This window comes from Acetobacter farinalis, from assembly GCF_011516935.1.
Classification (GTDB): domain Bacteria; phylum Pseudomonadota; class Alphaproteobacteria; order Acetobacterales; family Acetobacteraceae; genus Acetobacter; species Acetobacter farinalis.
This window is the reverse complement of the sequence record NZ_WOTF01000001.1, coordinates 648,239-666,132: the sequence shown is the minus strand read 5'-3', so window position 1 is coordinate 666,132 and position 17,894 is coordinate 648,239. Positions and strand designations below refer to the sequence as shown.

General features: G+C 58.8%; 19 protein-coding genes. 14 read left to right on the top strand and 5 right to left on the bottom strand.

Annotated features, from left to right (window positions below; genetic code table 11):
- Positions 1-24 precede the first annotated feature (24 nt).
- The 4 genes from GOB82_RS03040 to GOB82_RS03025 form a co-directional block, all read right to left on the bottom strand.
- Positions 25-1,521, bottom strand: a complete 1,497-nt coding sequence (locus tag GOB82_RS03040; RefSeq protein WP_166119367.1) for a YifB family Mg chelatase-like AAA ATPase — start codon at positions 1,519-1,521, stop codon at positions 25-27.
- Positions 1,522-1,547: 26 nt separating this feature from the next.
- Positions 1,548-2,801 carry a phosphoglycerate dehydrogenase gene (gene serA, locus GOB82_RS03035; protein ID WP_166119365.1) on the bottom strand — a complete coding sequence of 418 codons (1,254 nt, stop codon included), beginning with the start codon at positions 2,799-2,801 and terminating at the stop codon, positions 1,548-1,550.
- A 99-nt stretch (positions 2,802-2,900) separates the two neighbouring features.
- Positions 2,901-3,692, bottom strand: coding sequence for an inositol monophosphatase family protein (locus GOB82_RS03030; protein ID WP_166119362.1), 792 nt, complete (start codon positions 3,690-3,692; stop codon positions 2,901-2,903).
- Positions 3,689-4,216, bottom strand: a complete 528-nt coding sequence (locus GOB82_RS03025; RefSeq protein ID WP_166119360.1) for a c-type cytochrome — start codon at positions 4,214-4,216, stop codon at positions 3,689-3,691. Before GOB82_RS03025 ends, GOB82_RS03030 begins: the two co-directional genes overlap by 4 nt.
- A gap of 148 nt (positions 4,217-4,364) precedes the next feature.
- On the opposite strand from GOB82_RS03025, the gene GOB82_RS03020 reads away from it, so the two are divergent.
- From GOB82_RS03020 to smpB, 4 genes are read left to right on the top strand one after another with little or no spacing between them, the layout of a single operon-like run.
- Complete coding sequence (locus GOB82_RS03020) at positions 4,365-5,141, top strand: 3-deoxy-manno-octulosonate cytidylyltransferase (RefSeq protein WP_166119720.1); 777 nt, start codon at positions 4,365-4,367, stop codon at positions 5,139-5,141.
- Positions 5,138-6,034, top strand: a complete 897-nt coding sequence (locus tag GOB82_RS03015; RefSeq protein ID WP_166119357.1) for a prephenate dehydratase — start codon at positions 5,138-5,140, stop codon at positions 6,032-6,034. The genes GOB82_RS03020 and GOB82_RS03015 overlap by 4 nt, the downstream gene beginning before the upstream one ends.
- A gap of 10 nt (positions 6,035-6,044) precedes the next feature.
- The gene (gene dapA, locus GOB82_RS03010) at positions 6,045-6,935 is read left to right on the top strand and encodes a 4-hydroxy-tetrahydrodipicolinate synthase (protein WP_166119355.1); all 891 of its coding nucleotides are present in this window, start codon (positions 6,045-6,047) and stop codon (positions 6,933-6,935) included.
- Between the two features lie 3 nt (positions 6,936-6,938).
- Complete coding sequence (gene smpB / locus GOB82_RS03005) at positions 6,939-7,436, top strand: SsrA-binding protein SmpB (RefSeq protein WP_166119352.1); 498 nt, start codon at positions 6,939-6,941, stop codon at positions 7,434-7,436.
- 123 nt (positions 7,437-7,559) lie between these two features.
- On the opposite strand, the gene GOB82_RS13500 is transcribed toward smpB, so the two are convergent.
- Positions 7,560-8,273, bottom strand: coding sequence for a cold-shock protein (locus GOB82_RS13500; RefSeq protein WP_166119349.1), 714 nt, complete (start codon positions 8,271-8,273; stop codon positions 7,560-7,562).
- A 310-nt stretch (positions 8,274-8,583) separates the two neighbouring features.
- Here GOB82_RS13500 and GOB82_RS02995 point away from each other — a divergent pair, with 310 nt between their 5' ends.
- From GOB82_RS02995 to mltG, 10 genes are all read left to right on the top strand, one after another.
- On the top strand, positions 8,584-9,645 hold the full coding sequence (locus GOB82_RS02995; protein ID WP_166119347.1) for a lipid A deacylase LpxR family protein: 1,062 nt from the start codon (positions 8,584-8,586) through the stop codon (positions 9,643-9,645).
- Between the two features lie 208 nt (positions 9,646-9,853).
- Entirely contained in the window at positions 9,854-10,210 is a 357-nt protein-coding gene (locus GOB82_RS02990; protein ID WP_166119344.1) for a hypothetical protein, read from the top strand.
- A 252-nt stretch (positions 10,211-10,462) separates the two neighbouring features.
- On the top strand, positions 10,463-11,212 hold the full coding sequence (locus GOB82_RS02985; RefSeq protein ID WP_166119342.1) for a glycine betaine ABC transporter substrate-binding protein: 750 nt from the start codon (positions 10,463-10,465) through the stop codon (positions 11,210-11,212).
- A 13-nt stretch (positions 11,213-11,225) separates the two neighbouring features.
- Positions 11,226-12,485 carry a class I SAM-dependent methyltransferase gene (locus GOB82_RS02980; RefSeq protein WP_166119340.1) on the top strand — a complete coding sequence of 420 codons (1,260 nt, stop codon included), beginning with the start codon at positions 11,226-11,228 and terminating at the stop codon, positions 12,483-12,485.
- The gene (locus GOB82_RS02975) at positions 12,482-13,033 is read left to right on the top strand and encodes a YdcF family protein (protein WP_166119337.1); all 552 of its coding nucleotides are present in this window, start codon (positions 12,482-12,484) and stop codon (positions 13,031-13,033) included. Before GOB82_RS02980 ends, GOB82_RS02975 begins: the two co-directional genes overlap by 4 nt.
- A gap of 204 nt (positions 13,034-13,237) precedes the next feature.
- Entirely contained in the window at positions 13,238-14,182 is a 945-nt protein-coding gene (gene fabD, locus GOB82_RS02970) for an ACP S-malonyltransferase (protein WP_166119334.1), read from the top strand.
- A gap of 19 nt (positions 14,183-14,201) precedes the next feature.
- A complete protein-coding gene (gene fabG, locus GOB82_RS02965; protein ID WP_166119332.1) occupies positions 14,202-14,945 on the top strand; it encodes a 3-oxoacyl-[acyl-carrier-protein] reductase in 744 nt (247 codons plus the stop codon).
- A gap of 271 nt (positions 14,946-15,216) precedes the next feature.
- Entirely contained in the window at positions 15,217-15,456 is a 240-nt protein-coding gene (locus GOB82_RS02960) for an acyl carrier protein (RefSeq protein WP_006557907.1), read from the top strand.
- Between the two features lie 84 nt (positions 15,457-15,540).
- A complete protein-coding gene (gene fabF / locus GOB82_RS02955; protein WP_166119329.1) occupies positions 15,541-16,827 on the top strand; it encodes a beta-ketoacyl-ACP synthase II in 1,287 nt (428 codons plus the stop codon).
- A gap of 42 nt (positions 16,828-16,869) precedes the next feature.
- Positions 16,870-17,865, top strand: a complete 996-nt coding sequence (gene mltG / locus GOB82_RS02950) for an endolytic transglycosylase MltG (protein ID WP_166119327.1) — start codon at positions 16,870-16,872, stop codon at positions 17,863-17,865.
- The last annotated feature ends 29 nt before the right edge of the window (positions 17,866-17,894 follow it).

Sequence of the window (17,894 nt, the reverse complement as noted above, 5' to 3'; positions counted from 1 at the left end):
CGCGCCTTTCAGCGCATAGGTTTTTCAATCAAGCCCGGAGCGGAGACGAAATGTCGCCGCTTCGGCAACATGGGCTGGCAGAATATCCGCCTCTGCTGCGAGATCGGCAATGGTGCGCGCAACACGGATCATCCGGGTGTATCCACGCGCCGAGAAACGAAACCGCGTTGCAACCTTCTGCGCCATCTCCTGTGCGGCCGGAGTGATGGGCATCTGCTCCAGCGTGGCCTGTGCATTTTTCATGGCGTCATGCCGCGCATATTGCCTCTGCCGGGCAACACGCACCCGCGCCGCGACAGGCGCGCTGGCTTCTCCCGATGGGCCGGAAAGATAATCCAGCGGCACAAAGGGCTGCATGGCTACATGAATATCAATACGGTCAAGCAGTGGCCCGGAAAGCCTGCCCATATACTCCTCGCCACAGCGAGGCGCCTTGCGGCACTCTTTCCCCGCATCCCCCAGATACCCGCAGCGGCACGGGTTCATGGCAGCGATGAGCTGAAAGCGGGCAGGGTAGGTGATGTGAAACGCCGCACGGGCAATGCTCACCCGCCCGGTCTCCAGAGGCTGTCGCAAAGCCTCAAGGACGGGGCGGGAGAATTCGGGCAACTCATCCAAAAACAGAACGCCGTGGTCTGCAAGACTGATTTCGCCCGGACGCGCCCGATTACCACCCCCTACCAGCGCGGGGAGGGTTGCTGAATGGTGAGGGTCCCGGAATGGTGGACGCCTGACGGGACGGCCGCCTTGCAGCAGGCCCGCCGCACTGTAGATTCGTGACACGTCCAGACTTTCCCGATGCGTCAGGTCCGGCAGCAAACCCGGCAGGCGCGCCGCCAGCATGGATTTGCCCGCACCAGGAGGGCCGGACAGCAGCAGGGAATGCCCACCGGCTGCGGCAATTTCCAGAGCACGCCGCCCGGTTTCCATTCCCTTGATTTCCGCAAGGTCAGGCAGCCGCTCGGCAGGCTCCTGCTCCCGGCCTGAAAACTCAGGCGAGGAGAGAATTTGCAACCCGTTAAAATGGTTGAGAAGTGCGAGGAGTGTGGGCGCGCCCAGAATGGCGATATCCCCACCACACAAGGCTTCTTCCGCCTGAACGGCGGGGCAGATCAGCCCTTGTGACATGGCAGCGGCCTCAATGGAGGCAGACAACACACCCGCAACCGGATTGAGCCGGCCATCCAGAGACAATTCACCCAAGGCGGCAAATCGGGCCAGCTCTTCGCCGGGAAGAACCCCCATCGCGCAGAGCAGGGCCAGCGCTATGGGGAGATCAAAATGTGAGCCTTCTTTGGGAATATCCGCGGGCACAAGATTAACGACAATGCGCTTTGCCGGCAGCGCCATTCCCATGGAGGTGAGGGAAGCGCGCGCACGCTCCCGCGCTTCACCCACAGCCTTGTCAGGCAGGCCGACAATCAGAAACGCAGGAAGCCCTGAAGAAATCTGGACTTCCACCCACACGGGGCGCGCCTCAATCCCGGCAAAGGCAAAGCTGCGGATGCGGGAATTGATCACGCCCGCAGACTCCGGGGCTTATGCTCTCAATGCCCCTGATAGATCAGGCGGGCCCGCACGGTACCCTCAAGAGTGCGCAGGGCATGCAGGATGGTCTCATCCAGATCCTTGTTTTTCCCTGTATCCGCTTCCACAACCACATATCCAATCTCACCATCAGTCTGCAGGAACTGGGCGGTGACATTGCAGGTCTGCTTCAGGAAGATTTCGTTCAGGCGCATCATCATGCCCGGAACGTTGTGGTGCACATGCATGAAGCGTGTCCCGCGCGGGCTCTGCGGCAGTTGCACCCCCGGAAAATTGACCGCACCAAAAGTGGAGCCAACATCGGAATATTCAATGAGCTTGCGGGCTACTTCCACGCCAATACGTTCCTGCGCTTCCGCCGTGGAGCCACCGATATGTGGTGTCAGGATCACGTTATCCAGCCCGAGCAGGGGTGTTTCCAGCCGGTCATTCGGGCCTTTGGGCTCTTTGGGGAACACATCCACCGCCGCACCCAGCAGATGCCCGTCCTTCAGGGCTTCAGCCAGCGCGTCCAGATCAACCACATTGCCGCGGGCATTGTTGATCAGGAAGGAGCCTTTTTTCATGGCGCGGATCTGTTCCGCTTTCATCAGATTTTTTGTGGACGGCAACTGCGGCACATGCAGGCTCACCACATCGCTCTGGTTCAGCAGGTCTTCCAGCGTATCAACCGGTATGGCGTTGCCGTGGCCAAGCTTGTCCACCACATCATAATAAATCACGCGCATGCCGAAGGCTTCAGCCAGCACGGAAAGCTGTGAGCCGATAGAGCCGTAGCCAACAATACCAAGCGTCTTGCCGCGCACTTCCCAGCTATTGGCTGCGGATTTATTCCACAGGCCCTGATGGCAGCCGAGAGAACCGGGGAAAATACGGCGCATGAGCATGACAATTTCGCCCATGACGAGTTCCGCCACCGAGCGCGTGTTGCTGTAAGGCGCGTTGAAAACGGGAATGCCGTTCATCCGCGCGGCATCCAGATCAACCTGATTGGTCCCGATGCAGAAGCAGCCAATGGCAATCAGGCGGTCAGCACTTTCTATGACCTCTCTGGTCAACTGTGTGCGGGAGCGAATCCCGACAATATGCACACCTTCCAGCGCTTTCTTCAGGGCTTCGCCTTCCAGCGCTCCCTTGTGGCAAACCACATTTTCATAACCGCTGGCTTTCAGAAGAGCGACGGCACTATCGTGAATGCCTTCAAGCAGCAGAATGCGGATCTTATCCTTGGGGAGGGACAGTTGCGTGCTCATGAGGAATGACCATACCTGTTGTGCCGAAGCGCAGCCCTATCGCAAAATGCGGTAAATTCATAGGTCTGATACGCGGAATCGTTAAAATCAGTCTGCCTGTCAGCCATGTCCGGCAAGGGCGCGTACGGCCTCCGCATGCAGGGCAGGGCTGCCTGCGGCCAGCACGGTACGGTCCCCATCCGCTCTCAGCGGGCTGCCATCCCATGCGGTAATTTTTCCACCAGCACCTTCAATCACAGGCACCAGAGCCGCCCAGTCCCACGGGTTCATGTCGCATTCCGCAACAAGGTCGATCTGCCCCAGCGCCAGCAGACCATAAGCGTAGCAGTCACCTCCCCATGTCATGCGCTTGGCGCGTGCCTTCAACGTCTTCCAGCCATCATGCGGCGCACTTTCGAGCATTTCAGGCGAAGTGCAGGACAGTTCGGCATCAGCCAGACGCAGGCAGGGGCGTGTCACCGCAACACCCCCAAGAGGGGAGGTGAAGCGCGTTGCCGCACCCGCAAGGCCAATCCATCGTTCCTGCAGGACAGGCTGATCAATCACTCCCAGCACAGGCTCACCGTCCCGCAGCAGGGCAATCAGGGTTCCAAAAAGCGGGCGGCCAGTCACAAAAGCGCGGGTCCCATCCACCGGGTCCAGCAGCCAGCGATACCGGGCGGCTTCATTGGCAAGGCCAAATTCCTCCCCAAAGACGCCATGCTCCGGCAGACGCTCCGCCAGGATGGCGCGCATCACACGCTCGGCAGTCCGGTCCGCAATCGTGACGGGGCTTTCATCCGCCTTGTCCGCCACGGTAACCCCACGCCGAAACCACGGGCGCACCACACATCGGGCGGCATCCGCCATCATGGTCGCAACATCCAGAAAGGGTGTCAGATCATCAGTCATGGTGTTCCTTTGGCTTCGGGAGGAGTGGCGAGGGGCCGCGCATCCCCCAGCGTATGCAGATACGTGATGACATCAGCCCGCTGAGCCGGATCAGTCAGCCCGACCAGAGACATGCGCGTGCCCGGCGCGAAGCGGGCAGGGGAGGTCAGCCAGTCCGAAAGGGCCTGATCGGACCAGACATGTCCGGCCTGCCCCTTCAGCGCTGCGGAATATGCATACCCAGCAAGACCCGCGATCTTACGGCCTGTCACCCCGGCCAGATCAGGACCAACGCCATCGGACGCACCTTCATTCAGGGCATGGCAACTTGTGCAGATTTGATGAACAAGCGCATCACCCCGCGAGGCATCGGCATGCGCCAGATACGGCGCTATGGGCTTGCTGTCCTGCCCCGGAAGAGAAAACGCAGGTTTTGCCGGAGCTGTCTGCGGCACAAGGGCGAAACCTGCGGCATGACAGACCCATACAGACACGACCGAGAGCAGAACGGCCGCCCCAAGCCGATTGAGAAACATGCTGTCCATCCGAGAAGCCGGTTCCTCCGGTTGCGTTTGGCTCACGCCTTTTCTAGACTGCGCGCCGCTTCCTGTTAAGCAGGAGACCGTGCCAGTTTCGGCAGCGTTTTCACATCGTTCCAAGGCTATATTCTGTGCCGTATTCCAGAGCAAGCTGATGATCTCTCCGCTTGTCATCATTCCCGCCCGGCTTGCCTCCACACGTCTGCCCGGCAAACCGCTGGCCGAAATTGCCGGACGCGCCATGATTTTGCGCGTGCTGGACGTCGCTCTGGCAGCCGATGTGGGGCCGGTTGCCGTTGCCGCGGCAGATCAGGCTATTTATGACGTTGTGACACAGGCTGGCGGCCGCGCCGTGCTGACAGACCCGGGCCTTCCATCCGGCTCGGACCGGGCCTGGCAGGCCGCGCAGGTACTTGATCCGGATGGCGCACATGATGTCATCATCAATCTTCAGGGGGATCTTCCCACACTTTCGCCGGATGCGCTGCGCGCCGTCATGCGTGTGATGCCCGACCCGGCCTATGATATCGGCACGCTGATCGCCCCTGTTTTGTCTGAAGAAGAAAAGCAGGCCTCATCCGTGGTGAAGGTTGCCTGCCATTTTGAAGCCGATACCCTCTGTGCGCCTGCGCTGTATTTCTCACGCACCCCGATTCCTTGGGGTGAGGGGACCTTGTGGCATCACATTGGCATCTATGGCTGGCGTCGTGAGGCGCTGAAACGCTTTGTCTCCCTGCCGGAGTCCGGCCTTGAACGCCGTGAGAACCTGGAACAGCTCCGCGCTCTGGAAGCCGGAATGCGCATCGGCTGCGCCCGTATCGAAGTGGCTCCGTTCGGGGTGGATACCCCGGCTGATCTGGAGCGGGCCAGACGACATTTTCAGGATGAGCATTTTCAAGGCACGCATTTTCAGGGCACGACACAGGCATGAGTGACAAAATCATAGCGTTTCAGGGCACTCCGGGCGCGTATTCCGATCTGGCATGCCGCACAGCCAGACCGGGCTGGCGCACTCTGCCCTGCAAGACCTTCGCCGGGGCTATTGAGGCCGTGCATTCCGGCCGTGCGGATCAGGCTATGCTGGCATGCGAAAACAGTCTGGCTGGGCGTGTGCCTGATATTCACACACTCCTGCCTGCGTCCGGCCTGCATATTGTGGGAGAGCATTTCCAGCGCATCGAACACTGCCTGCTCGGCGTGCCCGGAGCGCGGCTTGAGGATATCAAGCGCGTGCATACGCATCCGGTCGCCATGGGGCAGATCTGCAACCTGCTCCGTGAACGCGGGCTCACTCCGGTAACGGAGTTTGACACCGCAGGCGCTGCGGAACTAGTCGCACTCTGGGGGAAAAAGGAAGAAGCCGCCGTGGCGTCCGAGTTGGCCGCCCAACTCAACGGGCTGGATATCCTGCTCAGAAATGTGGAAGATGCCCGACATAACACCACACGTTTCTATATTGCCTCCCGCGAGCCAGAACGCCCCGCGCGGGGTGCGCCACATGTCATGACGACCCTGCTTTTCAACGTGAAAAACGTCGCCGGTGCGCTGTATAAAGTCCTCGGGGGCTTTGCGACCAACGGCCTGAACATGACACGGCTGGAAAGCTACATGACAGCCGGAAGCTTTGCCGCAACACGCTTCCTGATGGATGTTGAAGGTCATCCGGATGATGAGAAGCTGGGCAAAGCTTTGTCTGAACTTGAATTTTTTACTGAGAATGCTGAAATTCTAGGTGTATACACGCAGTCGCCCTTCCGGCGGCACATGACCGGCGCTTCCTCTGAAGACCAGACTTCAGGCCCAGCAGACGCCATTTCGGGATAGACGACAGCTCATGTCAGACACACGCTTTACAGGCTCCATCACCGCGCTGATTACCCCCATGAACCGGGATGGCAGCCTGGATTTCACCTCCTTTGAACATCTGGTGAACTGGCAGATTGAAGAGGGCACCTCGGCTCTGTGCGCCATGGGCACCACGGGGGAAAGCCCGACCCTGTCGCACCAGGAGCATCATGCCGTTATTGAACGGGCCATAAAAATTTCCGCAGGCCGTGTTCCCGTGATTGCAGGCGCTGGCTCGAACAGCACGGCAGAAGCAGTTGATCTGGCGCAGCATGCTGAAAAAGCCGGTGCCTCTGCTGTGCTTGTTGTCACCCCGTATTACAACAAGCCGACACAGGAAGGCCTCTACCAGCACTTCATGGCAGTTGCGGATGCTATTTCCATCCCTGTCATCCTCTATAATATTCCCGGGCGCTCGGTTGTTGAAATCAGCGTGGAAACCACGGCACGGCTGGCGCGCCACGCCAATATCATCGGTGTAAAGGATGCAACGGCCAACCTGCTGCGGCCGCTGCAGGTCCGCCGGGCTATCAGCAAACACTTCAACCAGCTTTCGGGCGAAGACGGCACGGCGGTTTCCTTCCTTGCCGCCGGGGGAGATGGCTGCATCAGCGTTACCTCGAATATTGCGCCAGCCCTGTGCGCCCGTGTTCAGGCAGACTGGCAGGCAGGCCGCCTGACGGATGCCATTGCCACGCAGGATAAGCTCCTTCCCCTGCACGATACCCTTTTTTGTGAAAGCAATCCGGGGCCCGTGAAATATGCCGCCAGCCTTCTTGGTCTGGCAGGAGAAACCTGCCGCCTGCCCCTGGCCCCGATTTCGGAGCATTCGCGCAAGCTTGTCCGTGCCGCTCTGGTGGATACAGGGCTCCTGAACTGAACCATGGCAAAAAAACCAGCAAAACCGACCATGATTTCTCATGGTATTGCCGCGCAGAACCGCAAGGCCCGCTTTAATTATACTATTGTAGAAACAATTGAGGCGGGTCTGGTCCTGAAAGGGGCTGAGGTGAAAAGCCTGCGTCTGGGTCGTGCGACAATTGCTGAAGCGTTTGCTGCGGAACGGAATGGGGAACTATGGCTGTTCAACAGCTATATTCCCGAATATCAGGGCGGTGTCTTATCCCGTTTTGATACGCGCGCGCCCCGCAAGCTGCTGCTGCACCGCAAACAGATTGAGAAATATCTGGGTGCAGTTGCAAGGGAAGGGGCCACGCTGGTCCCGCTCGATATCCACTTCAATGCCCGCGGCTGCGCGAAAGTAACCCTTGGTCTGGGCGAAGGAAAAAAGAGCGTGGATAAACGCCATGCCATTGCGGACCGCGACTGGCAGAGAGACAAAGCCAGACTGCTCCGAAACAAGGGGCGCGGAGACTACTAAAGGCTGAAGGCCAGACTCCAGCCTCACAGAGCCGCAGCCTTCACACTCCCGACTTTTCAAAAGCCCATAAAAAAAACCCCGCACAAGGCGGGGTTTTTCCTGCTTCATACAGACGTATGAAACTTAGTCTGCATCGATTGCAGCGGCTTCCGGACCTTTCTGGCCCTGAACAACCCGCACATTCGTGACCTGACCTTCGTTGAGGCTGGCAAGACCAGACCGCTCAAGAGCAGAAGCGTGAACAAAAATGTCCTTGCCACCGCCATCCGGGGTGATGAAGCCGAAGCCCTTTGTGGCGTTGTACCACTTCACGGTGCCACGCACTTCTTCAGCAGAAGACAGATCGGGGGCAGGACGCGGTGCGCGGGCAAAACCACCAGCGCCGCCACGCGGGCCGCCACCAAAGCCACCACCAGGTGCGCCACGCGGGCGTTCCGGCTGAGCCGTGCTTTCATCAACGGAAATGACTTCTGCAACCTGACGGCCCTTCGGACCCTGACCGATGCGCACGGACAGTGTTGCACCAGGGCTTACGCCATCGTGACCAGCCTGAGAGAGGGCATTGGCATGCAGGAAGACATCGCCTGAACCGTCAGACAGTTCAACAAAGCCGAAGCCTTTTTCGCTGTTGAACCATTTGACAGTCGCTCCGATTTCCGGACCGGAAGCGATAACCTGCGGGCCACCACCACCAGCGGGTCTGCGCGGAGCGTATCCGCCACGGTCACCACCACCGAAGGCGGGGCGTTCGCCATAGGACGGTGTTGACATAAAATCGTCGTCAAATCCGCCGCGGCGCGGAGAACGAGAGCTGCGGTCGGTCCTGTTACTTCTCAACGGTCTTGATCCTGGAGCATGGAGAAGGCATTTGCTTCTCCAGATATTGAAAAACGGGCCGATTGCCCTGCAACCACACCCAAGTATTTCCTTACCATACCGAGTGTGGTGTCGCTACAGAAAAGCATGAGATCACGCAGGGTTTCACGTCTTTTTCCAGTCATAACATTTTTGTGATAGTCTGGCAGACTGAGACGCGCATCAGGAGCTTCTGTCAGGTTGACTGGCAGAAATCGGGGTTTCTTGTTGCGACGCAATCAATTAAAGAAAATAAAACTGCATCTGCATCAGGCAGAACGAGAGGAAAGCTATGTCCACCGTCATGAAATTGCCCCGCGTGAGGCATATTGCTGCTGCAACCCTTATGCTGGCCGGCAGCGCTCTTGCCTCCCGTTCCGCCGCACACGCGACCCCTTTGCAGGACAAGCAGGGAACATGGACCCTGCAGGGCGAGAACGATGCCGTCTCGACTCTGAAAAGCACCTCTGACCAGTATTATACCAGCGGCCTGCGCCTGAACTGGACATCCGGCACGGATACACTGCCCACACCCATTGCCGCCATCAACAAGGCAATCTGGGGGGAAGGGGTTCAGCGTATCAGCATGGGACTCCAGCAGTTGATTTTCACACCGCGCGATACGCAGGCCTCCAGCCCGTGGCCCGCAGGCCAGCCGCACACAAGCCTTCTGCGTGACCGCCCTTACGCAAGCCTTCTGCTGGGCACCATCAACCTGATCAATGATACGGATACGTCCCGGAGCGTGCTGGGCATTCAGGTTGGTGTCATGGGTCCGGCAGGTCTGGGGCGGCAGTTGCAGAACGGCTTCCATGGCGCGATTGGGGACACGAAGAATCAGGGCTGGAGCCACCAGCTCCAGAATCAGCCAATCTTTCAGGTTCAGGGCGGCCGCACCTGGCGCCTGCCGCTCGCGCACCTTGGTCCGATTGAATTCGACATGCTGCCCTCAGCCGCAGCTGCTATCGGCGACTATCAGATCTACGGCAAAATTGGCGACATGATCCGGATCGGGCAGGGGCTTGATAGCGATTTCGGCGTTCCGACCATTCAGGCCGCCGGCACGGATGGCACGGATGCCTATAAGGCAACGCGCCCCTTCGCCTGGTATTTCTTCGGTGGCGTCACCGGAGAAGCCGTTGGCTATGATGCCTCTCTTGAAGGCAACACCATGCGCAGCAATTCCCTGCATGTCCGCAAGAAATGGGATGTGGGTGAAATCCACGCAGGTCTGGCCGTGATGTTCTACGGGCTTCGCGTGTCCTACAGCCAGGTATGGCAGACTCAGCAGTTTGATGGCGCAAAGTCCGGGCTCTTCAACTACGGATCGCTCATGGTTTCAGCGAAGTTTTAACTTCGCTGAGCAACAAAAAGGCGGTTGACCAAAAAATAGGCATTAACTTTTAGTAATATTTCTTTTTTTGTGGTTTTTGCGCAACTTTATGAAGTTTCTGCCTCATTCTGAGGCGCAAAGCCGCGTTTTATCTTGGCGTTCCGGAAACTGCCATTTTACATTTGGACACAGAAAGACCCTCTGGTGTTCGATGGAAATGGAAGTTCTGATGCCCTGTAAGAATGATGCCCCATCTGTCAGCAATGTTATCCCGTTTCAGTTGGAAATTCTGTCAGCCCATCGGGAATATCTGTCCCGTTGGCTGAATGCAGGCCTGCCCATGGGCGTTTGTGATGCGGACATCTTTTCTGTCCAGCAGCGGCAGGCAGGTGTGTCGTCCGACTATGTTCTGATCTGGGTGCGTGAAACGGCAGACCCGGCCTACAAAATCTATTCCCGCGGAATCAGCTGGGTTGTGATGGACGCCATTCGCGAAAACACATTGGGCCAGTTCCGCTCTTTTGCGGATGCGCTGCACATGGTTCGGCCGGTTCTGCCGCGCCCGGAAAAAATTGTCGCCGCATAACGCAGGCGCGCGGCGGTCGCCCGTCGCATTTTCCACAAACACAGCTTCTTTCTGAAACACTCTGACGTCCTGCGTCAGAGTGTTTTTTTATGATATGCTGTCAGCCTGCAAAATAAGTGTGCAAACCCTGTTCAGCAGCGCATCGCATGTCACAAGAAGGGCAGGTAACGCCAATTCAGGGATTGCGCATCGGCTCTTCTCCTGCTGCAAGGACTGGGCAAGACCTGCAAGCCCGACTTTAAGGAAGATGATATGACGACGATAACTCTCGCCCATCCAGACTCAACAGTTCATGAGGCGACAGCGGCGGCGATCATCCGGGTTCTGGAAGCGCATGATGTCGAACCTGAAATCGTCATCGGCCCCAAGGCCGCACTGGCGGACATGCTGAAAAATGGCGAGGTTGATCTTTATATCTCCGCATGGCTGCCAGAGGACGACGCAGACCTGCTGGCACCGGGTGTGACACCCCTCGGAAGGCTGTTCAACCCCGGCGCATATTGCTGCATCTCGCGCGAAGATGGACCTGTTGTTTCCCTCAATGACGTGGCACAGGCTGGCCCGGAACTCTCCCGCACCATCATCACACCCGCCTCCCTGCGGACCCGCGTCGAACAGATGATGGCAGACTACGCACTGGCCGAGGCAGGTTTTACCCTTGCGGTAATGCCGGATGAGGAGGCGCTGGCGGCACTCACCACGGCCCTGAACGCCAAAGAGTGCATCCTTATGCCGCTCGTTCAGCCGTGCTTCCTGTTTCATCAGGGCGGCTTCCGCATCCTGTCCGACCCAAAAGGCAGCATGGGCAAGGAGCAGGAAGCCAGAATGCTGATGCGGCCCGGCCTTACCGAGGATATGGATCAGGATTTGCAGGACGAGCTGGATGAACTGATGCTGAGCACAAAAGTGATCAGCGCGATGGATTTTGCCATGCGCACAGAAGGGCTGACGGCAGAAGAAGCCGCAGAATCCTGGCAGCGGGGCAAACTGCTGCCACGCTGAAAGGAAGCCGGGCATGACAGACCACACCAGCCCCGACGCACGGGACACAGGACTGGCCGCGCAGTATGAAGCATACCCATACCCGGAGCGGAACCCGCAGGATGAACACAGGCGTCTGCTCATTGGCAGCCCAAGCCATCTGCGGGAAATAGATTACTGGGTTTTTGGTGCGCAGCGGCCCCGCAGCACGCCTCTGCGCGCCCTTGTTGCCGGGTGCGGCACCGGGGATGGTGCCATCATGCTCGCCACCCAGATGGCGCGGGAGGGACGGGCGGGAGAAGTCGTCTGTCTTGATCGCTCCTCGCACGCTCTTTCTATAGCGCGGGCACGCGCCGAAGCACGTGAACTCGGTAATATCCGGTTTGTGGAAGGCTCACTCACGGAGCTGGAAACACTTGCGCTCGGGCACTTTGACTACATTGACTGCTGCGGCGTGCTCCACCACCTGCCGGACCCGAAAGCCGCGCTGGACGGCCTGACTTCCATACTGGCTCCCGGTGGTGGCATGGGGCTGATGGTCTACGCCCCCTATGGCCGGACTGGCGTCTACATGCTGCAAGAGGCGCTGGAGCAACTGGCCCCCTGTGATGAACCCCCGGCCACCCGGCTTGATATGGCAAAGCGGGTCATGCGGCATCTGCCCGCTACAGCCTGGCTGCGGCAGAATGGCAATTTTGGAGACCATCTGAGCGGTGGCGATGCAGGGCTCTATGACCTGCTTCTCAACCCCAGAGACCGTGCTTACACAATCGGGGCATTTCTGGACCTTCTGGACGGGGCGGGGCTGGAAACCACCTGCCTGATGGAACCCGCGCGCTATGACCCCGCCCTGTTCCTGCCCGACCCCAAGGTGCGGGCACGGATCGCGCACCTCCCGCTGCGTGAACAGGCCAGTCTCGCAGAAAGCCTGAGCGGCAACATGGCAACACATGTGGTGTATGTGACCCGCAAAGGGCGCAAACCCACGCCGCCGGATGCGTCCTCTTTTGAGGCCGTGCCTGTCATGCGGGAAATTCCGGGGGTTGAACTGGCCAAGCAGATGCGCGCTGACCATACGCTCCCGTTTGCCTTCGGGACACTGGTTGTGCCTGTCCCTCTGCCTGCACAGGCCCGAGGGCTTCTGCCGCTGATTGATGGAAGCCGCACAGTGGGTGATCTGGCCGCCATTCTCGCAACGCGCGGCGTGCCGGACACGAAATTCCGCACCATCTGGCAGGAAACCTTTCACACGCTGGAGCGCCTGAACCGCGTGCTGCTTCTCCCCCCGGCATGACGCGTGCGAAGCCGCGCCTGAGTGAAAAAACTGGCGAGAGCGCCGTCACGCCAATTATTATTTTTGGCGCGGCACTCCGGGCTGACGGCTCTCCTTCTCCAGCCTTGCAGCACCGGGTTCAGGCGGCGGTCCAGTTTGGTGCGCACCAGACAAACCCCCTTTATCTGGTGACAGGCGGCGTGCCCCGCGCAGGCCATACGGAAGCCGCTGTCATGCACAGGCTCCTGACTGACGCTGGGGTCGCCCCAGAAAAAATCCTTGTGGAACCCGCTGCGACAGATACGTTTGACTCCATCCTGTATTGCACAAAAATTCTTCAGGAACAGTCACTTGAAGAGTGCACCCTCGCACTGGCAACCAGCACTTATCACATGCCACGCTGCCTGCTGCTCATGCGTCTGGCCGGATGGCGCGTGCGGGCCGTGCCTTTTCCGTTCCCGCTCATGGGCCGGGAGAGCTTGTTTCGCACACTCGTGCGGATTGGCCACGAAATCCTTGCCAGCGCGTGGGATGCCTTCCTGGTGTTGCGCTGGCGTATTGTGCGCTGACCACAGGCAACGTATCTTCCCACTCTCTCCTGGGGCGCTGGTTTGAAAACACTCTCCACCTCATGCCCTGACAGCGCGCCTTCTGCGTCTGTCAGCGCCTTCTCCGTGATGGCGAAACCTCGTTTTCAAACAACGCTCCATGAACTGCATGTGATCTGATTTCAGCCTGACAGGCTTGAAGAACCTCTTGAAACAGTAGGTAATATGGCTGTTTACGCTTTTATTTTCCCAGGGCAGGGAAGCCAGTCCGTCGGCATGGGGGCAGATCTTGCCGCAGCCTTTCCCGCAGCACGCGCCGTGTTTGAGGAGGTGGACGACGCTCTGGGCGAAAAGCTCTCCAAAACCATTTTTGAAGGGCCGATGGAGGCTCTGACCAGCACGGAAAACACGCAGCCCGCCCTCATGGCTGTTTCCATGGCCGTCCTGCGGGTTCTGGAAGAGCAGGGCGGACTGGATCTGGCCGGGAAAGTGACTCTGCTGGCTGGGCATTCTCTTGGCGAATATGCCGCGCTGGCTGCTGGCCGCGCTTTTGGTGTTGCGCAGGCGGCCCGTCTGCTCCGCACACGCGGGCTGGCCATGCAGAAAGCTGTTCCGGCTGGTGAGGGCAGCATGGCCGCCCTGATTGGCGCGACACTCGCTCAGGCTCAGGAGATCTGTGAAAAAGCCGGTGAGGGCGGGGTTCTGGAAATCGCCAATGATAATGGTGGCGGCCAGATCGTTATTTCCGGCACCATGGCTGCAATCGACGCCGCGATCATACTGGCCAAGGAAATGGGCATCAAACGGGCCGTCAAGCTGCCTGTTTCGGCCCCATTCCATTGCTCCCTGATGCGCCCGGCGGAAGATGTCATGGCAAACGCACTGGCCACGACCGAGATCGCCACCCCGATCATCCCCGTCATTGCCAATGTGACCGCAGAAAAAGTGACCGCCCCGGATGCGATTCGTCAGGCGCTGACCCAGCAGGTCACGGGCCGTGTGCGCTGGCGTGAAAGCATTGAGGCCATGACGGGCATGGGTGTTGATACGTTTGTTGAAATCGGCGCGGGCAAAGTGTTGTCTGGCCTTGTGCGCCGTATTGATCCGGAAGTTTCAACCAGTTCTGTTGGCACGCCAGCAGACATCGAAGCCCTCCTGAAATCTTTTTAAAACAACGGAATAGAATAATATGTTCAGGCTTGATGGAAAAACTGCGCTTGTCACGGGCGCTTCAGGCGGCATCGGTCGCGCCATTGCGGCCGTCCTGCACGCGCAGGGTGCGACAGTCGTGCTCTCCGGCACGCGGGAAGCGGTGCTGCAGGAGCAGGTGGCGGAACTGGGCGGAGAGCGGGCATTTTATGTCACCGCCAACCTGTCTGACGCGGCTGAAGCCGATGCGCTTGTGAGCAAGGCCGAAGATGTCTCCGGTGCGCCGCTGGATATCCTGATCAACAATGCCGGCCTGACGCGGGACACCCTTGCCCTGCGCATGAAGGATCAGGATTGGGATCAGGTTCTGAATGTAGACCTGTCCTCTCCCTTCCGCCTGTGCCGCGCCGCCCTGAAGGGCATGCTGCGCCGCCGCGCGGGCCGTATTGTCAATATTGCCTCTGTGGTTGGAACAACCGGCAACGCCGGTCAGGCGAACTATTCCGCAGCCAAGGCCGGGATGGTTGGCATGAGCAAGTCTCTGGCGCAGGAAGCAGGCTCCCGCGGCGTGACAGTCAATGTCGTGGCACCGGGCTTTATTGTGACCCCCATGACGGACGTCCTTCCGGAGTCTCAAAAAGAAAAGCTGACCAGCGCCATTCCGCTTGGTCGCCTGGGCAAACCTGAAGATGTTGCCTCTGCCGTGCTCTATCTGTGCTCTGAAGAAGCCGGGTGGGTTACAGGCGCCACACTGCATGTTAATGGCGGGATGGCTATGGTATAAGCACGCTCGCGGAGCTATTGCTTCAAGAGGTCGTGCAAAATGTTTTCGGATGTGGCAGAGAGGCTCCGTAAAGGATCTGGATGCAGACATCCGGAATACTGTTAGCCGGTTCATGTTGGCGTGAGCCGGAAAAACGTGCTAAGCGCCCGCAACCCTGCTGACCGGGAAGATCATGGAGCGCTGCTCCAGCTCTCCGGCGGCAGGCAAAACTGGCAGACTAAGCGCCTGATAACTTGCCCTCATTTTCAGGGCACATGGGAAGCAGAGACAGATGAGCGAAATCGCTGACAAGGTTAAGAAAATTGTGGTCGAGCATCTCGGCGTCGAGGAAAGCAAGGTCACGCCGGAAGCGTCGTTCATCGACGATCTGGGTGCAGACAGCCTTGATACCGTTGAACTCGTGATGGCTTTCGAAGAAGCTTTCAACGTCGAGATTCCGGAAGACGCTGCCGAGAAAATCGCCACTGTCAAAGACGCGATTGACTACATCGAGAAGCAGAAAGCTGCCTGAGTCAGGCCGTTATTTCTTGCAGACCAAAATAAGGTCCCTCAGTCCTTGAGGGGCCAGACAGATTCAAGCGGGGAGCGGGCTGGTTTGTTGCAGTCGGCCGGAGCAAATTCGGGCCGGAGACGCGTCGTCGTCACCGGTATGGGCATGGTGGGGCCTCTGGGCCTCGGTGTCGAAAACGTATGGTCACGTCTGATCGCAGGGGAAAGCGGGATTGGTCGAATCACGCACTTTGACCCGAGCGATCTGCCTGCGCAGGTTGCGGGACAGGTTCCGGAAGGGCCTACTTCAGAAGGGAAGCTGACGCTTTCTGACTGGGTCCCGACCAAGGACCAGCGCAAGATGGACCGTTTCATTCACATGGGACTGGTCGCAGCGACTGAAGCTGTGGAGGATTCCGGCTGGAAACCTCAGACTGAAGAAGATAAATGCGCCACAGGTGTGATGATCGGCTCAGGCATTGGTGGTCTTCAGACCATTTATGACGCCTCCATCACGGTGCATGAAGGGCGCGCCAAGCGTCTCTCCCCCTTCTTCATTCCTTCCGCTCTCATTAACCTTGTCTCCGGACATGTCTCCATCAAATACGGGTTTCAGGGGCCAAACCATTCTGTGGTGACCGCCTGTGCAACCGGTGTGCATGCCATTGGTGATGCCGCGCGGCTCATCATGTTCGGTGATGCGGATGTGATGGTGGCAGGTGGCGCAGAAGCAACAGTCTGCTCTCTGGGGATTGCCGGTTTCTGTTCCGCACGGGCGCTTTCAACCGGGTTTAATGAAACCCCGCAGAAAGCCTCCCGCCCGTGGGACAAGGACCGTGATGGCTTCGTGATGGGTGAAGGTGCCGGTGTGGTTGTGCTGGAAGAGTACGAACACGCCAAGGCCCGTGGTGCCAAAATCTACGCGGAAATCGTGGGTTACGGCATGTCAGGCGATGCCTATCACATCACGGCCCCCGCAGAAGGGCACTATGGTGCATATCGCGCCATGCGTTCGGCTCTGAAAAGTGCCGGGGTTACGCCTGCGGATATCGGCTATGTCAATGCGCATGGCACCTCCACAATGGCGGATGACCTTGAGCTTGAAGCCGTTGAACGCCTGTTTGGGGATGATGCCCGCACGCTGGCGATGTCTTCAACCAAATCGTCAACCGGGCATCTGCTCGGGGCTGCCGGTGCGATTGAAGCCATTTTCTGCATGCTGGCCATTCGTGACAATGTCGCACCGCCTACGCTTAACCTCGATAATCCTTCACGCGAGAGCGTGATTGACCGGGTCGCGCACACAGCGCAGCAGCGGCAGATCAATGTTGCCCTGTCCAACAGCTTCGGCTTTGGCGGCACAAATGCCAGCTTGGTTGTGCGCCGCGTCTGATGCAATCAGGCCTTCCCTCTCTGGAGGGAAAGAGAAGACGATATGCGCAGGTTCTTATCGGTTCTGTTCCTTCTGCTCCTTCTTGGGGCAGGGGGAACAGCCTTTAAAGCATGGCAGGATTATAAAAATCCTGGCCCCCTTCTTCATGACAGTGATGTCGTCATCCCGCATGGCGACTATCTGAGCACCATCCATACTCTTCAGCAGGCTGGCGTTCTTCAGTCCGGTTTCTGGACGGAGCGGCTGTGTCTGGTCGCAGTGCTGCTCACCCGGCATGACGGGCAGCTTCATGCTGCGGAACTCCATTTTCCGGCCTCTGTCTCCATGCGGGATGCCCTGCATATCATGCGGCATGGCCGGCCTGTTCTGCACAAGCTGACTATTCCTGAAGGGTTGAGCGCGCACCAGATTCAGGCGCTGCTTCAGGCTGCCCCTTTCCTGACCGAAGATGCACCGCTGCCGCCCGAAGGCAGCGTGATGCCGGAAACCTACAGCTATCTGCGAAACACCAGCCGGAAAAACCTGCTGGAACGGACGCAGGCGGCCATGACAAAAGCAGTTCAGGCGATCTGGAACCAGCGTACCCCCGTGCCTGAAGTTCCGGATGAAACAGCGTTTCTGACACTGGCATCTCTGGTGGAAAAAGAAACGGCTGTCCCGGCCGAACGCCCTCTGGTGGCCCGTGTGTTCATCAATCGCCTGCGGCTGGGCATGAAACTGCAAACTGACCCGACAGTCATCTACGCCCTGACAAATGGCACGGCACCCCTTGGCCGCGCCCTGACGCATGCGGACCTTCAGATCAGCAATCCCTACAACACCTATCGTATTGCAGGCCTGCCGCCGGGGCCCATTTGTGCTCCGGGCCTCTCCTCGCTGAACGCTGTGGCGCATCCGGCAACGGGCGATATGCTGTATTTTGTGGCAAACGGGCAGGGCGGGCACAGCTTTGCAGCCAGCCTGACAGAGCACAATAAAAACGTGCAGGCCTTACGGCAGAGGAAAGAGGCGGACCATCCCCCTACACCTCAGGAATAGGGGGTATTGCCGAACCTCCCCCCGGATGA

Coding starts and splice junctions, on each gene's coding strand:
- GOB82_RS02990 (WP_166119344.1), top strand. CDS start 9,854: ATGCCCTGTAAGAATGATGCCCCATCTGTCAGCAATGTTATCCCGTTT.
- dapA (WP_166119355.1), top strand. CDS start 6,045: ATGTCAGACACACGCTTTACAGGCTCCATCACCGCGCTGATTACCCCC.
- GOB82_RS02960 (WP_006557907.1), top strand. CDS start 15,217: ATGAGCGAAATCGCTGACAAGGTTAAGAAAATTGTGGTCGAGCATCTC.
- fabG (WP_166119332.1), top strand. CDS start 14,202: ATGTTCAGGCTTGATGGAAAAACTGCGCTTGTCACGGGCGCTTCAGGC.
- GOB82_RS03020 (WP_166119720.1), top strand. CDS start 4,365: ATGATCTCTCCGCTTGTCATCATTCCCGCCCGGCTTGCCTCCACACGT.
- GOB82_RS02980 (WP_166119340.1), top strand. CDS start 11,226: ATGACAGACCACACCAGCCCCGACGCACGGGACACAGGACTGGCCGCG.
- GOB82_RS02975 (WP_166119337.1), top strand. CDS start 12,482: ATGACGCGTGCGAAGCCGCGCCTGAGTGAAAAAACTGGCGAGAGCGCC.
- mltG (WP_166119327.1), top strand. CDS start 16,870: ATGCGCAGGTTCTTATCGGTTCTGTTCCTTCTGCTCCTTCTTGGGGCA.
- smpB (WP_166119352.1), top strand. CDS start 6,939: ATGGCAAAAAAACCAGCAAAACCGACCATGATTTCTCATGGTATTGCC.
- fabD (WP_166119334.1), top strand. CDS start 13,238: ATGGCTGTTTACGCTTTTATTTTCCCAGGGCAGGGAAGCCAGTCCGTC.
- serA (WP_166119365.1), bottom strand. CDS start 2,801: ATGAGCACGCAACTGTCCCTCCCCAAGGATAAGATCCGCATTCTGCTG.
- GOB82_RS02995 (WP_166119347.1), top strand. CDS start 8,584: ATGTCCACCGTCATGAAATTGCCCCGCGTGAGGCATATTGCTGCTGCA.
- GOB82_RS02985 (WP_166119342.1), top strand. CDS start 10,463: ATGACGACGATAACTCTCGCCCATCCAGACTCAACAGTTCATGAGGCG.
- GOB82_RS03030 (WP_166119362.1), bottom strand. CDS start 3,692: ATGACTGATGATCTGACACCCTTTCTGGATGTTGCGACCATGATGGCG.
- GOB82_RS03015 (WP_166119357.1), top strand. CDS start 5,138: ATGAGTGACAAAATCATAGCGTTTCAGGGCACTCCGGGCGCGTATTCC.
- GOB82_RS03025 (WP_166119360.1), bottom strand. CDS start 4,216: ATGGACAGCATGTTTCTCAATCGGCTTGGGGCGGCCGTTCTGCTCTCG.